The sequence below is a fragment of the Streptomyces sp. AHA2 genome (assembly GCF_036857595.1).
Classification (GTDB): Bacteria; Actinomycetota; Actinomycetes; order Streptomycetales; family Streptomycetaceae; genus Streptomyces.
Genome location: NZ_JAUQWJ010000026.1, coordinates 56,636 through 71,504, shown reverse-complemented (window position 1 = coordinate 71,504; position 14,869 = coordinate 56,636). Strand labels below are relative to the sequence as shown.

At 72.7% G+C, this 14,869-nt stretch carries 13 protein-coding genes and 1 riboswitch; of the genes, 10 read left to right on the top strand and 3 right to left on the bottom strand.

The genetic code is table 11. The features are described from left to right. Nucleotides 1-147: 147 nt before the first annotated feature. Nucleotides 148-1,527, bottom strand: a complete 1,380-nt coding sequence (locus Q5694_RS31745; RefSeq protein ID WP_333936969.1) for a uracil-xanthine permease family protein — start codon at nucleotides 1,525-1,527, stop codon at nucleotides 148-150. A gap of 111 nt (nucleotides 1,528-1,638) precedes the next feature. Continuing rightward, nucleotides 1,639-2,844, bottom strand: coding sequence for an MFS transporter (locus Q5694_RS31740; RefSeq protein WP_333936968.1), 1,206 nt, complete (start codon nucleotides 2,842-2,844; stop codon nucleotides 1,639-1,641). A gap of 135 nt (nucleotides 2,845-2,979) precedes the next feature. On the opposite strand from Q5694_RS31740, the gene Q5694_RS31735 reads away from it, so the two are divergent. From Q5694_RS31735 to Q5694_RS31690, 10 genes are all read left to right on the top strand, one after another. After that, a complete protein-coding gene (locus tag Q5694_RS31735) occupies nucleotides 2,980-4,260 on the top strand; it encodes an ROK family transcriptional regulator (protein ID WP_333936967.1) in 1,281 nt (426 codons plus the stop codon). 398 nt (nucleotides 4,261-4,658) lie between these two features. Further along, nucleotides 4,659-4,789, top strand: a riboswitch (FMN riboswitch). 144 nt (nucleotides 4,790-4,933) lie between these two features. Continuing rightward, nucleotides 4,934-5,542, top strand: a complete 609-nt coding sequence (locus Q5694_RS31730; protein WP_333936966.1) for a riboflavin synthase — start codon at nucleotides 4,934-4,936, stop codon at nucleotides 5,540-5,542. Continuing rightward, complete coding sequence (locus Q5694_RS31725; protein ID WP_333936965.1) at nucleotides 5,539-6,180, top strand: nicotinamide mononucleotide transporter family protein; 642 nt, start codon at nucleotides 5,539-5,541, stop codon at nucleotides 6,178-6,180. Before Q5694_RS31730 ends, Q5694_RS31725 begins: the two co-directional genes overlap by 4 nt. Next, nucleotides 6,177-7,469, top strand: coding sequence for a bifunctional 3,4-dihydroxy-2-butanone-4-phosphate synthase/GTP cyclohydrolase II (locus Q5694_RS31720; protein WP_333936964.1), 1,293 nt, complete (start codon nucleotides 6,177-6,179; stop codon nucleotides 7,467-7,469). The genes Q5694_RS31725 and Q5694_RS31720 overlap by 4 nt, the downstream gene beginning before the upstream one ends. A 20-nt stretch (nucleotides 7,470-7,489) precedes the next feature. Further along, complete coding sequence (gene ribH, locus Q5694_RS31715; RefSeq protein WP_031116695.1) at nucleotides 7,490-7,975, top strand: 6,7-dimethyl-8-ribityllumazine synthase; 486 nt, start codon at nucleotides 7,490-7,492, stop codon at nucleotides 7,973-7,975. A 34-nt stretch (nucleotides 7,976-8,009) separates the two neighbouring features. Continuing rightward, nucleotides 8,010-8,282, top strand: a complete 273-nt coding sequence (locus Q5694_RS31710) for a phosphoribosyl-ATP diphosphatase (protein ID WP_028423093.1) — start codon at nucleotides 8,010-8,012, stop codon at nucleotides 8,280-8,282. A gap of 47 nt (nucleotides 8,283-8,329) precedes the next feature. After that, complete coding sequence (gene hisG / locus Q5694_RS31705) at nucleotides 8,330-9,178, top strand: ATP phosphoribosyltransferase (protein ID WP_333936963.1); 849 nt, start codon at nucleotides 8,330-8,332, stop codon at nucleotides 9,176-9,178. 13 nt (nucleotides 9,179-9,191) lie between these two features. After that, entirely contained in the window at nucleotides 9,192-9,647 is a 456-nt protein-coding gene (locus Q5694_RS31700; RefSeq protein ID WP_333936962.1) for a PH domain-containing protein, read from the top strand. 248 nt (nucleotides 9,648-9,895) lie between these two features. After that, a complete protein-coding gene (locus Q5694_RS31695; RefSeq protein ID WP_333936961.1) occupies nucleotides 9,896-11,227 on the top strand; it encodes a hemolysin family protein in 1,332 nt (443 codons plus the stop codon). Beyond that, nucleotides 11,224-12,300: a hemolysin family protein gene (locus Q5694_RS31690; protein ID WP_333936960.1), complete on the top strand. Its 1,077-nt coding sequence runs from the start codon at nucleotides 11,224-11,226 to the stop codon at nucleotides 12,298-12,300. Before Q5694_RS31695 ends, Q5694_RS31690 begins: the two co-directional genes overlap by 4 nt. Before the next feature lie 401 nt (nucleotides 12,301-12,701). Here the strand turns inward: Q5694_RS31690 and Q5694_RS31685 are convergent, their stop codons facing one another. Then, a complete protein-coding gene (locus tag Q5694_RS31685) occupies nucleotides 12,702-14,564 on the bottom strand; it encodes an AAA family ATPase (RefSeq protein ID WP_333936959.1) in 1,863 nt (620 codons plus the stop codon). Nucleotides 14,565-14,869 lie beyond the last annotated feature (305 nt).

Below are 14,869 nucleotides of genomic sequence, written 5' to 3'. Positions count from 1 at the left end.
GCCGTGGGGCGAGGCGGACCCGTCCCGTGTCATGCTCGCGCGCGCCGACGCCCGGCGCATGCCGCGCGGCGCCCGGCCCCCGGCGCCAGCGCCCGACCCCCGGCGCCCGCCCCCGCCGGCCGCGGTACCGCCTGCGGCCGGGTACGCCTACGACTTGGCGTCGCCGTAGGAGGACGTGCCCTCGTCGAGCAGGGGCTGCTGCGTCTTCAGGTGGGCCGGGGCGAAGGCCCGCAGGGCGTGGTAGCCGGTGATGACGACCAGTGTGCCGAGCGCGATGCCGCTCAGCGAGAAGGTGTCCGTGAACTTCAGCGACACGTTGCCGACGCCGATGATGATGCCCGCCGCGGCGGGGACGAGGTTCAGCGGATTGCGCAGATCCACCTCGGCGTTGATCCAGATCTGCGCGCCGAGCAGGCCGATCATGCCGTAGAGGATCACGGTGATGCCGCCGAGCACCCCGCCCGGGATCGCCGCCACGACCGCGCCGAACTTCGGGCAGAGGCCGAACAGCAGGGCGAAGCCGGCGGCGGCCCAGTAGGCCGCCGTGGAGTAGACGCGGGTCGCCGCCATCACGCCGATGTTCTCGGAGTACGTGGTGTTGGGGGGGCCGCCGACCGCGGTCGACAGCATCGAGCCGACGCCGTCGGCGGCGATCGCCGTGCCGAGCTTGTCGTCCAGCGGGTCGCCGGTCATCTCGCCGACCGCCTTCACGTGCCCGGCGTTCTCGGCGACCAGGGCGATGACGACCGGCAGCGCGACCAGGATCGCCGACCACTCGAAGGACGGGCCGTGCAGCGTCGGCAGCCCGATCCAGTCGGCCTGGCCCACGCCGGACAGGTCCAGCCGCCAGTGGTCGGTGACCTTGCCGCTCGCGTCCACCGAGTGGATCCTGCCGAACACCAGGTCGAAGATCCAGGAGATGCCGTACCCGAAGACCAGCCCGAGGAAGATCGCGACGCGCGACCAGAATCCGCGCAGACAGACGACCGCCAGACCGGTGAACAGCATGACCAGCAGCGCCGTCCACTGGTCCTGCGGCCAGTACGTCGACGCCGTCACGGGGGCCAGGTTGAAGCCGATCAGCATCACCACCGCGCCGGTGACGATCGGCGGCATCGCGGCGTGGATGATCCGCGCCCCGAACCGCCGCACGGCGAGCCCCACCAGGAACAGCGCGGCCCCGACGACGAACACCGCGCCGGTGACGGTGGCGCTGCTGCCGCCCTGCGCGCGGATCACCGCCGCCACACCGACGAAGGACAGCGAACACCCCAGGTAGCTGGGCACGCGTCCCCGGGTGGCCAGCAGGAACACCACGGTCGCGACGCCCGACATCATGATCGCGAGGTTGGGGTCCAGACCCATCAGGACCGGCGCCACGAACGACGCCCCGAACATGGCCACCACGTGCTGGGCGCCCAGCCCGGCCGTGCGGGGCCAGGAGAGCCGTTCGTCGGGGCGGACCACGGCGCCGGGCGCCGGTACTTTGCCGTCGCCGTGCAGTTTCCAGCGGACGCCGAGATCCATGGTGCGGTTTCGCTTTCGTCGTGCGTGCGAGTGTCCGGACCATTGTCGGGGTGCGCCGGGAGCGGTCGTGACCGGGGCCGACCCGGAGGGTCCGTCCCGGCCCGCGCCGGCTCAGGGGCGCGGGTCCGGCACCGCCGTCTCCCGCGGCCCGACCTTGGTCCGCTCACCGGGGCGCAGCACCCCCGCGAACGCCACCAGCCCGCAGGACAGGGCCGTCACCAGGCAGAACGACACCATCAGGCTGGTCGCCTGGGCCAGCATGCCGATCGCGCTCGGCGCGATCAGTCCGGAGGTGTAGGTGATGGTCGCGACACCCGCGATGGCCAGGCTCGGGTTGGAGCCGCTGCGGCCCGCCGCCGCGAAGCACAGCGGTACGACGACGGCGATGCCCAGGCCCATCAGCGCGAACCCGCTCATCGCCACCGCCGGATGGTCCGCGACCACGATCAGCACCCCGCCCAGTACGGCGAACACCCCGCTCGCCCGCACCGTGCGCACCGCCCCGAAGCGGTCCACGATCTTGTCGCCCGCGATGCGGGCCAGCGCCATGGTGAGCGTGAAGCCGGTGGTGCACGCGGCGGCCAGGCCGGCCGAGGTCTCCAGCTGCTCCCGCAGGTACACCGCCGACCAGTCCAGGCTCGCGCCCTCCGCGAACACCGCGCAGAAGCCGATCGCGCCGATGAGCAGCGCCGAGCGGGGCGGCAGGGCGAACCTCGGCGGCGGCTCCTCGTCCTCCGCCGGCTGCAGGTCGAGCACCCACTGGCAGCTCAGCACACCGACGGCCGTGAGGACCGCGGCGGCCAGGGCGTGGTGCAGCCGGGCGTCGGAGCCGAGGTGCGCGGCGAGCGTGCCGGCCGCCGAGCCCACCAGGGCGCCCGCGCTCCACATGCCGTGCAGCCCGGACATGATGGACCGGCCGAGACGGTTCTCGACCTCGACGCCCAGCGCGTTCATCGCCACGTCGGCCATGCCCGCCGTCGCGCCGTACACGAACAGGGCGAGGCACAGCGTCAGCAGGTTCGGGGCGAGGGAGGGCAGGACCAGCGCCATCGTCCACAGGGCGATCAGGCCGCGCAGCGCGTTCCGGGCGCCGAAGCGGTGACTGATGCTGCCGGCCAGCGGCATCGCGACGGAGGCGCCGAGCGCGGGGAAGGCCAGCGCGATGCCCAACTGCCCGGTGCTCACGTCGGCGTGGTCCTGGATCCACGGCACGCGGGTGGCGAACGAACCGGTGACGGCGCCGTGCACGGCGAAGACCGCGGCCACGGCGTACCGGGACCGCTTCACCTCGTGCAGTTCGTCGACCACGTTGCCCATGCTGCGGTCCCCCTCCGGCTCTCCGCCGTGCTCGTCTCGTGGAGGCGCAAACTATCAGGAACCCTGCCTGATAATAAGAGGGGTTTCCGGCGCACCCCGGCCGACGGCCGCCGCCGATCTGGGAGGATCCCCGGCATGCCCGCATCCCCGAGCACCGCCCGGGCCATCAACGACCGGCTCGCCCTGCGTCTGCTGCAGCAGGAAGGCCCGTTGACGGCAGGGCAGTTGAAGCAGCTGACCGGCCTGTCCCGGCCGACCGTCGCCGACCTCGTCGAACGCCTCACCGCAGCCGGGCTGATCGCCGTCGTGGGCGAGGCGGGGGAGCAGCGCCGCGGACCCAACGCCAGGGTGTACGGCATCGTCGCCGACCGGGCCCACCTGGCCGCGCTCGACGTCCGCACCGAGGGCGTCGCCGTGACGGTCGCGGACCTTCTCGGGCGGGTGCTGGCCGAGGCGTCGGTGCCGATCGGAGGCGACACGGGGACGGGGCCCGCCGTGGAGCAGGCCGTCTCGCTGGTGGAGCGCGTGGTGAAGGAGGCCGGCGCGGACCGGCTGCACACCGTCGGGATCGGCGCGCCCGGTCTGATCGACCCGTCCGGCGGCGAACTGCGGAACTCCACCGGGCTGCCGGCGTGGCACCGGCGGCTGGCCGCCGCCCTCAAGGAGCGGCTGCCCGAGACCCGCGTCAGCGTGGAGAACGAGACCAACCTCGCGGCCCTGGCCGAGCAGCGCGACGGCGCCGCCCGGGACCGGGACACCTTCGTCCTGCTCTGGCTGGGCCACGGGACGGGCGCGGCGGTGGTCCTGGACGGCGCCCTGCGCCGCGGTGCCTCCGGCGGCACCGGTGAGATCGGCTTCCTGCCCGTCCCGGGCACGAGCGCGCTGCCGTCGTCGACGGACTGCGAGGGCGGTTTCCACTCCCTGGTCGCTTCGGCGGCCGTGCTGCGGCTTGCGGCGGAGCACGGGGTCCGGCCCGAACCCGGGCGGGAGGAACCCGTGGTGGGGGCCGTGCGGGCGGCGGCGGACCTGGTGCGCGCGGCGGTGGAGCGCGTCCGGGGGGACCACCCCGGGGCCGGGTGTGCGGTCGCCCCGGCGAAGTCCGGCCCGGATCCGTCCGCCCGGTTCCTCGACGCCCTCGCCGGCCGGGTCGCCGTCGGAGCGGCCTCCGTCGTGGCGATCCTGGACCCCGGCTGCGTGGTGCTGGGCGGTGAGATCGGCCAGGCCGGCGGTGAGGTCCTCGCCGCCCGCGTGCAGGACCGCCTCGCCCGGATGACACCACTGCCGACCGAGGTCCGGCCGACCACGCTGGGCGGCGGCGCGGTCCTGCGCGGCGCCCTCCTGACGGCCCGGGACCGCGCCCAGGAGGAACTGTTCGCACCGGGTGGGCGGCCGAGCCGGCCCGCAGCGGACCGATAGGGGCGACGGGGGGCGGGCCACACTGCCGTTCAGTCCCTCCGGACGTCCGGCGCTCCCGTGCGGAGCGCCCTCGTCGCCAGGACAGGACTGCACCCCATCGGATGTGACATGCGCGCCCGGCAAGAGGGCGTTGGGAAGGCCCGACGGCGGGCAAGGGCCGTCGTCACCGCCGCCGGGCCGGTTCGTGGGGGTGCACCGACCGTGCGACGACCCTAGAAAGGACTAGACCATTGCGTCAATAGGTCGGACCGGCTGGTCGGGCGAGCGGCGGCAGCGGGCGCGGGAGTTGCGGCGTTCGTCGCACTGAGGAAGGGAGGCGGCACGGCCTGTGAGGCAGCCCACACTTCTCGCCTCTCTGCACGCCGATCGGTCGTGGCACACTGGCCCTGTATCAACAGCAGCGCACTCCGGGGTCGGTGAAAGTCCGAACCGGCGGTTACAGTCCGCGACCCGGTCGCCTCCAGCGGCCGGTTGACCAGGTGAAATTCCTGGACCGACGGTTAAAGTCCGGATGGGAGGCAGTGCGCGGCGAGCGGGCATCCGTGCGCGCCGCCCGAGAAGTCCGTCCTGAGGGCGGACTCCGTCCGGCGTCGTCCCCGGTGTTCCGTTCGTGTCATCTGTCGTCATCGACAGCCCCGGAGTCCGTGCCCGAAGAGGCAGGAGGACCCGGGAAGTGTTCACCGGAATCGTCGAAGAGCTGGGCGAGGTCACCGCCGTCGAGACCCTCGACGACGCCTGTCGCTTCCGCCTGCGCGGCCCCCTCGTCACCCGAGACGCCAAACACGGGGACTCCATCGCCGTCAACGGCGTCTGCCTCACGGTCGTGGACCACGAGGGCGACGAGTTCACCGCCGACGTCATGGCCGAGACCCTGAACCGCTCCAGCCTCGGCGCCCTGCGGGCCGGCTCCCGCGTCAACCTCGAACGCCCCATGGCCGTCGGCGACCGTCTCGGCGGGCACATCGTCCAGGGCCACGTCGACGGCACCGGCGAGATCCTGGAGCGCAGGCCCTCGGAGAACTGGGAGATCGTGAAGATCTCCCTGCCCGCGGACCTCACCCGGTACGTCGTCGAGAAGGGCTCCATCACCGTCGACGGCGTCAGCCTGACCGTCGTCGACGCCGGACCCGACCACTTCACGGTCAGCCTCATCCCGACCACCCTCGACCTGACCACGCTCGGCCACAAGCAGCCCGGGGATCCGGTCAACCTCGAAGTGGACGTCATCGCCAAGTACGTCGAGCGCATGCTGGGCGACCGCGCGCAGGGGGCGACCCGGTGAACACGCTGAACTCCGAGGCCTTCACCCTCTTCGGCCAGCACATCAAGTGGGCCGACATGATCGGCAACCTCTTCGGCCTCGCCGCCCTCGCCCTCGGCTGGCGGCGCTCCATCTGGACCTGGCCCGTGCAGTTCCTGGCCGGCCTCATCCTCTTCGGCGCCTTCTTCGGCCACCTCACCGGAAGCGCGGGCAAGCAGGCGGTCGTCATGGTCGTCGCCCTGTACGGCTGGTGGCAGTGGCAGCGCGGCGAGGGCCGGGGCGAGGACGGCCACATCGCCGTCCGGTTCGCCACCTGGCGCGAACGCGCCGCGATGGCCGCCGCGGCCGCCGCCGGCACGGTCGCGGTGGCCCTGCTGTTCACGGCGTACCCGAAGCTGTCCTGGGACCCCTGGCCGGACGCCTACATCTTCGTCGGCACCGTCGTCGCCATGTACGCCCAGGCCCGCGGCATGGTCGAGTTCTGGTTCGCCTGGCTGCTCGTCGACCTCGTCGGCGTGCCCCTCAACTTCGCCAACGGCTACGCCTTCTCCGGCTTCGTCTACGTCATCTACGGCGCGCTCGTCCTGTGGGGCATGCGCGACTGGTGGCTGCGCTCGCGCAAAGCCGCGCGGCCCACCCTGGAAGGAGCGCCGGCATGAGCACGGCACCGATCCTGTACAGCGCCGACGGCGAGTTCGAGGACCTCGCGCTCGACCCCGTCGAACAGGCCGTCGCCGACATCGCCGCCGGCCGCCCCGTCGTGGTCGTCGACGACGAGGACCGGGAGAACGAGGGCGACCTCGTCATCGCCGCCGAGAAGGCGACGCCCGAGATCGTCGCCTTCATGATGAGCGAGTGCCGCGGCCTGATCTGCGCCCCCATGGAGGGCGACGAACTCGACCGGCTCCAGCTGCCGCAGATGGTCGAGGACAACACCGAGTCGATGAAGACCGCCTTCACGGTCTCCGTCGACGCCTGCGCCGCCCACGGCGTGAGCACCGGCATCTCCGCCGCCGACCGCGCCACCACCCTCCGGCTGCTCGCCGACGGCGTGTCCGGGCCCGGCGACTTCGTCCGCCCCGGCCACATCTTCCCGCTGCGCGCACGGTCCGGCGGCGTCCTGACCCGCAACGGCCACACCGAGGCCGCCGTCGACCTGGCCCGCCTCGCGGGCCTGCGCCCGGCCGGCGCCATCGTCGAGATCGCCGGCGAGGACGGGCGCATGCTGCGCCTGCCCGAGCTGGTCCCCTTCGCCCGCAAGCACGGCCTGACGATCATCTCCATCGAGGACCTGATCGCCTACCGCCGCAGCAGCGAGCCCACCGTCCGCCGGGAGGCCACGACCCGGCTGCCCACGGCCCACGGCACCTTCACGGCGCACGGCTACCGCTCCACCGCGGACGGCGTCGAGCACGTCGCCCTCGTGCACGGCGAGATCGGCGACGGTCAGGACGTCCTCGTCCGCGTCCACTCCGAATGCCTCACCGGCGACGTCTTCGGCTCGGCCCGCTGCGACTGCGGACCCCAGCTCGACGCCTCGCTGGCCCGCATCCAGCAGGAGGGCCGCGGCGTGGTGGTCTACCTGCGCGGGCACGAGGGCCGCGGCATCGGCCTGATGTCCAAGCTGCGCGCCTACGAGCTGCAGGAGCGCGGCCGCGACACCCTCGACGCCAACCTCGAACTGGGCCTGCCCGCCGACGCCAGGGACTACGGCGCGGGTGCGCAGGTACTCGCCGACCTCGGCGTGCGCAGCGTCCGGCTGCTGACCAACAACCCCGACAAGACCGACGCCCTCACCCGGCACGGCATCGTCGTCAAGGCGCGCGTGCCGATGCCGGTCAGCGCCGGCGAGCACAACCTCCGCTACCTGCGCACCAAGCGGGACCGGATGGGCCACGACCTGCCCTGGCTCGACACGACCACCGTGCCGGCCTGCGGCAACCAGTAACAGAGCACACAGGGAGAGACGTGAGCGGCAAGGGTGCACCGGAACTGTCCGTACGCAATGTGGGTGACCTGCGGGTCGCCGTCATCGCGGCGCAGTGGCACGAGAAGGTGATGGACGGCCTGGTGGACGGCGCCCTGCGCGCCCTGCACGACCTGGGCATCGACGAACCGACCCTGCTCAGGGTCCCCGGCAGCTGGGAGCTCCCGGTCGTGGCCAAGGTCCTCGCGGGCCGCGGCTACGACGCGATCGTCGCCCTCGGCGTCGTCATCCGCGGCGGGACGCCCCACTTCGACTATGTGTGCCAGGGCGTGACCCAGGGCCTCACCCAGGTGTCCGTCGACACGGGCGTCCCCGTCGGCTTCGGCGTGCTCACCTGCGACACCGAGGAACAGGCCCTCGACCGCGCCGGGATCGAGGGATCCAGCGAGGACAAGGGGCACGAGGCGGTGACGGCCGCGGTGGCCACCGCGGCCACCCTGCGTTCAGTATCCGAACCCTGGCGCTGACGAAGGGCACCTGTGGCATAGGCTGAGCGTCACCATGTCCAAGAAGACGTTCGAGGAGCTCTTCACCGAGCTCCAGCACAAGGCCGCCCACGGCGACCCCGCCTCCTCCCGCACCGCCGAGCTCGTCGGGAAGGGCGTCCACGCCATCGGCAAGAAGGTCGTCGAGGAGGCCGCCGAGGTGTGGATGGCCGCCGAGTACGAGGGCAAGGAGGCGGCCGCCGAGGAGATCTCGCAGCTGCTGTACCACGTCCAGGTGATGATGGTCGCCCGCGGCATCTCCCTCGACGACGTCTACGCCCACCTGTAAGCCGCGTTCCGTTCCCGCACCACACCCACGCAAAGGAAGCCGACCTCATGCTGCGCATCGCCGTCCCCAACAAGGGTTCCCTCTCAGGCCCTGCGGCGGAGATGCTGCATGAGGCCGGCTACCGGCAGCGCCGCGAGTCCAAGGAGCTGCGGATCGTCGACCCGGCCAACGAGGTCGAGTTCTTCTACCTCCGGCCCCGCGACATCGCCCTCTACGTCGCCTCCGGCCAGCTGGACATCGGCCTGACCGGCCGGGACCTGCTGATCGACTCCGGCGCCGACGCCGAGGAGATCCTCCCCCTCGGCTTCGCCCGCTCCACCTTCCACTACGCGGCCAAGCCCGGCACCATGAGCGGCCTGGCCGACCTGGCCGGCAAGACCGTCGCCACCTCCTACGAGGGGATCGTCGCCGGCCACCTCGCCGAGCACGGCATCGACGCCTCCGTCGTCCACCTCGACGGCGCCGTCGAGACCGCGATCCAGCTCGGCGTCGCCCAGGTCATCGCCGACGTCGTCGAGACCGGCACCTCGCTGCGCAACGCGGGCCTGGAGATCGCCGGCGAGCCGATCATGCAGTCCGAGGCCGTGGTGATCCGCCGCACCGGCGCGGACCCCGACGACCCCAAGGTCCAGCAGTTCCTGCGCCGCCTCCAGGGCGTCCTGGTCGCCCGGACCTACGTGATGATGGACTACGACTGCCGCGTCGAGCAGCTGGAGAAGGCCGTCGCCCTCACCCCGGGCCTGGAGTCGCCGACCGTGTCCCCGCTGCACAACGAGGGCTGGGTCGCCGTCCGGGCCATGGTCCCCGCCAAGGAGGCCCAGCGGGTCATGGACGACCTGTACGACATCGGCGCCCGGGCCATCCTGACCACGGCCATCCACGCCTGCCGTCTGTGAGGGGTGAACCTCCGTGTCCGAGCTTCCCGCCCTCCCCGTCACCTTCCGGCCGGGCAGCACCCGCGCGGTGCTGCTCACCGCCGCGGTCGCGATCTTCGTGGTGATCACGGCCGTCGCGATGATGCTGGAGCAGCTCAGCCCCGCCGAGCGCCTCAGCTTCGTCGTCACCGCCCTGCTGCTGGACGCCGTCCTGCTCCTGCTGGCGCGGCCCAAGGTCGTCGCCGACGAGGACGGCGTCACCGTGGTGAACCTCACGAACAAGCGCCGGCTGGAGTGGGCCGAGATCCTCCAGGTGACCCTCCGGCCGGGCGACGCCTGGGTGTTCCTCAACCTCAGCGACGGCACCAGCCTGCCCGCCCTCGGCATCCAGCCGGGGCTGGCCCGGCAGCGCGCCATCGCCGACGCCCGTGCCCTGCGGGCGCTGGTGGAGGCCCGTTCCACCGCGGACGGCGAACCGCACCGGAGCTGAACCGGAGCAGATCCGGATGATGGTCACGCCGGTCGCCACTGCCGCACCGGCCCGTGTCTTGATTAATCTGGTGGCGGAGGCGCGACGGACGCGCCTTCGCCCCTGCTGCCCCGACCGGTGCGCAGAGGGCTCCTGCTAACCGAGGAGTGACTCCCTCCGGCGATGGACGGATCGTCCTGCAGTACCTGCGCCGCCCCCTGCCGACATAGCGCGGACCGCGTCCGCGACCGTGCCCGGGCGGCGGCATCATGACCACCCCCCTGCTGCTCCTGGCAGCCGCGTTCCTGCTGATTCTCGCCAACGGATTCTTCGTGGCGGCCGAGTTCGGGCTCGTCACGGTCGAACGGCCCGAGGCCGAGAAGGCCGCCGCCGAAGGCGACCGGCGCGCCCACCGCGTCGTCGAATCACTCAAGGAACTGTCCTTCCAGCTGTCCGGCACCCAGCTCGGCATCACCATCACCTCCCTCGTCGTCGGCATGCTCGCCGAGCCGGCGCTGGCCGAGCTGCTGCACGGGCCGTTCACCTCGATCGGCATCCCCGAGGGAGCCGTCTCCGGGGTCACGGTCGTCGTCGGCATGCTGCTGGCCTCCGCCGTGCAGATGGTGATCGGCGAGCTGCTGCCCAAGAACTGGGCGGTGTCCCGGCCGCTGCAGGTCGCGCGTTTCGTCGCGGGACCGCAAGCCGTCTTCGCCCGCCTCTTCCGGCCCGTCATCGCCGCGCTCAACGCCGTGGCGAACCGGCTGGTGCGGGCCATGGGCGTCGAGCCCGCCGAGGAGCTGGCCTCCGCCCGCACCCCCGGCGAGCTCGTCTCCCTCGCCCGCCACTCGGCGCGGGCCGGTGCCCTGGAGCAGGACACCGCCGACCTGTTCGTGCGGACCCTGTCCCTGGGCGAGCTGACCGCACAGCACGTGATGACACCGCGGGTGAAGGTGAGCGCCCTGCAGTCCTCGGCCACCGCCGAGGACGTGGTCAACCTGACCCGCGCCACCGGCCTGTCCCGTTTCCCCGTCTACCGCGAACGCATCGACGAGGTCGTCGGCATGGTCCACCTCAAGGACGCCCTGGCCGTCGGCGTCCAGGACCGCCTGCGCACCCCCGTCGGACGCATCGCCCGGCCGGCGCTGCTCGTCCCCGAGACGCTGCCGGTCCGGCCGCTGCTGACGCGGCTGCGCAGCGAGCAGCCCATCGCGGTCGTCGTCGACGAGTACGGCGGCACCGCCGGCGTCGTCACGCTGGAGGACATCGTCGAGGAGATCGTCGGTGAGGTCCGCGACGAGCACGACGGGCACGACCTGCCGGAACTGGCCTCCGCGCCCCCCGAGGACGGCAGGCCCGCCTGGGACGCCGACGGCAGCTGCCGGGTCGACGTCCTGCGGCGCATCGGCCTCGACGTGCCCGAGGGCCCCTACGAGACGGTCGCGGGCCTGGTCGCCGACCTGCTGGGCCGGATCCCGGCCGTCGGCGACAGGGCGGAGCTGCCGGGCTGGCGGCTGTCGGTGCGCCAGGTCGGCCACTACCGCGCCGAGCGGGTGCGACTGGTGCGAACCGCTCCCGTCGTCGTGGCGGAGGCCGTCCGATGAGCGTGTTCCAACTGGCCTTCGCCGGCCTCCTCGTGCTCGCCAACGGCTTCTTCGTCGGCGCCGAGTTCGCGCTCGTCTCCGTGCGGCGCAGCCAGATCGAACCGCTCGGCACCGCCCGCTCCCGGCAGGTCCTGCACGGCCTGGAGCGGCTGCCGCAGATGATGGCGGCGGCCCAGTTCGGCATCACGATCTGCTCCCTCACCCTGGGCGCGGTCGCCGAACCGACGGTGGCGCACCTGCTGGAGCCGGTCTTCGCGTGGATCCACCTGCCGCACGCGATGATCCACCCGCTCGGGTACGTCATCGCCCTGGCGACGGTCGTCTTCTTCCACCTCGTCATCGGCGAGATGGTCCCGAAGAACCTGGCCATGGCGGCCCCCGAGAAGGCCGCACTGTGGCTCAGCCCCGGCCTGGTGTGGTTCGCCCGCTTCTGCAGGCCCGTCACCTTCGCCCTCGGCGCCTGCTCGCAGGGCATCCTGCGGCTCTTCCGCGTCGAACCCAGGGACGAGGTCGAGGCCGTCTTCACCAGCGAGCAGCTCAACCGGCTGGTGGAGGACGCCGGCCAGGCCGGCCTGCTCGACCCGGAGGAGGCCGAGCGCCTGGAGGACGCCCTGGAACTGGGCACCCGCCCGGTGACGGACGTCCTGCTCCGGCGTGAGTCCCTGGTGACGGTCAGCCCGTCGGTGACGCCCGGCCGCATCGTCGAGCTCACGGCCCGCACCGGCTACTCCCGGTTCCCGGTCGCCGCGGACAGCGGTGCCTTCATGGGCTACCTGCACGTCAAGGACGTCCTCGACCTGGAGGACTCCGACCGGGCCGTGCCGCAGCAGCTGTGGCGGCCCATGACGACCCTGCGGCCGGAACTGCCGCTGGACGACGCCCTGACGGTGATGCGCCGGGCGGCGACCCACCTGGCCCAGGTGACCGACAAGTCGGGCCGGGTCCTGGGCCTGGTCGCCCTGGAGGACGTGCTGGAACTGCTCGTGGGGGAGGTGCGCGACCCCGCCCACCGCCAGGTGCGCGAGGTCCGGCTGACCGAGCCCAGGTCGGGCGAGGAGGTCCTGGCCACCTAGGGCCTGTCTGACCATTCCCTCCTGCCTCGCGGCGCCGTGCACGCACTCTCGCCGCACCGGGCGCAGAGCCGAGTACATCCCGTACGACGCTCCACGCCCGGCACGCCGAGAGCACGCACCTGACGCCGCGAGGCCGCCCTCCGGGCGACGGCGGGAACTGTCAGACAGGCCCGAGGGCTGTCCCACGATCGCCGTTCGCCGCGCGACGCCGTGCACGCACTCCCGCCGCACCGGCCCCGGACCGACGTACGTCCCGTACGAGGATCCGGGGCCGGCCCGCCGAGAGCGGGCACCCGACGCCGCGCGGCCGCCCTTCGGGCGACGACGCGCATGAACGGACAGGCTTCAGGACGCGCGCCCCGTCCGGCGCCGGGGCCGTCCGCCTCGACGCGGCCGGGCCGTCACAGCCCGGGCGGATCCTGCGGCCCCCGCCCGGACAGCACCTCCCCGTACGCCTGCATCAGGTCCGGCAGCCGCAGGGTCGCCAGGTCCTCCCGGCCCAGGGCGCCGGGATACACCGACAGCCGCAGGTCCCGGTACGCGCAGCTCTTCTCGTACAGCGTCCGCAGGAACCGGCCGTTGCCCAGCTCGTCGATCCACCCCTGGTCCACCACGTGCCCGGCGATGGAGCGCAGCTCGTCGAGGGCCTCCTCGTCCCACACGTCCCCGTTCTCCGCCGCGAGCACCTTGCCGATCTCGGTGAGTTCCAGCGGCCGGTAGGACGGGAAGTCGACGCGGGTGGTGAACCGGGAGGACAGCCCCGGGTTCGCGGCGAGCAGGCGGTCCATGCCCTCCGGGTAACCCGCCAGGATCACCACGAGGTGGTCCCGGTTGTCCTCAGCCCGCTTCAGCAGCACCTGCAACGCCTCGTCGCCGTACGCGTCGCCCTTGCCGTAACCCGAGTTGGACAGCGCGTACGCCTCGTCGACGAAGAGCACGCCGCCGAGGGCGGAGTCGATCAGCTCGTTGGCCTTCACGGCCGTCTGCCCGAGGTACTCGCCGACGAGATCCGCCCGCTGCGCCTCCACGAGGTGGTCGCCGCCGAGCAGCCCGAGGGCGTAGAACACCCGGCCCAGAATGCGGGCGACGGTGGTCTTGCCGGTACCGGAGGGGCCGGAGAAGACGAAGTGGCGTTTCGGCGGCTGCACCGGAAGGCCCTGCCCGGCCCGCAGCCGGGCCATGTTCAGCTGCGCCGACAACGCCTTGACCTGGCGCTTGACCGGCTCGAGACCCACCATGCCCTCCAACTGCGCGAGAGCCTCCTCCAGCAGCGCGGGATCGGTGGGGCCGGTGGGCAGGGACGGAGCCGGGCCGGTCCGCTCGCGGACCGACGGCCCGGTCACCGGCGACAGGGGAACGGACAGCGGCGGGTCGAGGTCGGGCAGCCGCAGGTCACGCCCCTCCGTGCCGAAGAACGCGTCGAACCCGTCCGGCCCGTCCACGCTGTCCTGGCCGGTGCCGGTGAGGGTGATCGCCGCGAGGTCGGCGGACTCGTCGAAGCCGTCGCCCTCGGCGATCGCGGCGAGCCGGGCCGAGGTGTCCATGAACGCCGCGTCCACACGGTGCACGGCCCGGTACAGGGGGAGTGCGGCGGCGCTGCGTCCGGTGCCCTCGTGCGCCCGGGCCAGCCAGTAGCGCAGCTCCTTGCGCTGGGGCTGCTCGCTGCGGCAGCGCATCAGCGCGGCCGACAGCAGCGGTTCGGCCTGGCCGTACATCTCCAGCCTCACCCGCGCCATGCCGCCGAACAGACCGGCCTCGATGCCGAGCATCGGATCGTCCAGGAGCGGGTCGGTGTGGCGGACCAGCTGCTCCCAGTCCTTCACCAGATAGGCGCGGCAGGCGTGCAGGAAGCGGACCTGGTGGTCGGCGTCCACGGGCGGCAGTCCCGCCAGCGCCCGGTCCAGCTCGGGGACGTGCCGGCCGTCCAGCCAGTGCGAGGCGTGCGCGAGCAGCAGGTCGCGCGGGCTCTCCAGCACGGGCTGCACCCACCAGCCCAGCCAGTACCAGGAGTTGAGAGCGCGCCGGTAGCGGGCGCGCTGCTCCCCGAAGCGCTCGCGGTGGCGGAACATCCGCAGCAGGGCCGTCGAGGTGTCGACGCGCAGCGCGTGCAGTCCCAGCCAGCCGTCGGCCATCCCCGGATCCATGCGCACGGCGGCGCGGAACTCCTCCTCCGCCTGCGGATAGGCACCCATCGTGCAGGCGTCCACGCCTCGCAGCCAGGCGAGGTCGGCCGGAGCCTGAGGGCCCCGCGTGCCGAAGTCCATCCCGTCCCCCACGAACCGTGCCCCCGTCGGTATGCCAACGAGCCGTCCCCCGGCCGGCTGCTCCACTCGAACCGCTGTGCTACGGACCGGAGTTGCGCCGTGCGAAGCAACCGTCCGCAGGTCGCAACGAGGGCATCGTACCTTCGGGTGACGCGCGTCCGTAGAGGGCCTGAGGGGCTGTCCGAGGAGGTGGGAGGCGCTTGCACCGATCGCGCGGACGGTGACCCAGAGTGAGCGTTCCGTGTGCCGCGCGGGCCGGGAAACCGGAAAAGGACAGAACGAAGCCCCCGGTCACGGGGGAACAA

Excerpts from the sequence above, each read along its gene's own strand:
- Q5694_RS31690 (WP_333936960.1), top strand. The coding sequence starts at position 11,224 with ATGAGCGTGTTCCAACTGGCCTTCGCCGGCCTCCTCGTGCTCGCCAAC.
- Q5694_RS31685 (WP_333936959.1), bottom strand. The coding sequence starts at position 14,564 with ATGGACTTCGGCACGCGGGGCCCTCAGGCTCCGGCCGACCTCGCCTGG.
- Q5694_RS31740 (WP_333936968.1), bottom strand. The coding sequence starts at position 2,844 with ATGGGCAACGTGGTCGACGAACTGCACGAGGTGAAGCGGTCCCGGTAC.
- Q5694_RS31735 (WP_333936967.1), top strand. The coding sequence starts at position 2,980 with ATGCCCGCATCCCCGAGCACCGCCCGGGCCATCAACGACCGGCTCGCC.
- hisG (WP_333936963.1), top strand. The coding sequence starts at position 8,330 with ATGCTGCGCATCGCCGTCCCCAACAAGGGTTCCCTCTCAGGCCCTGCG.
- Q5694_RS31720 (WP_333936964.1), top strand. The coding sequence starts at position 6,177 with ATGAGCACGGCACCGATCCTGTACAGCGCCGACGGCGAGTTCGAGGAC.
- Q5694_RS31710 (WP_028423093.1), top strand. The coding sequence starts at position 8,010 with ATGTCCAAGAAGACGTTCGAGGAGCTCTTCACCGAGCTCCAGCACAAG.
- Q5694_RS31745 (WP_333936969.1), bottom strand. The coding sequence starts at position 1,527 with ATGGATCTCGGCGTCCGCTGGAAACTGCACGGCGACGGCAAAGTACCG.
- Q5694_RS31695 (WP_333936961.1), top strand. The coding sequence starts at position 9,896 with ATGACCACCCCCCTGCTGCTCCTGGCAGCCGCGTTCCTGCTGATTCTC.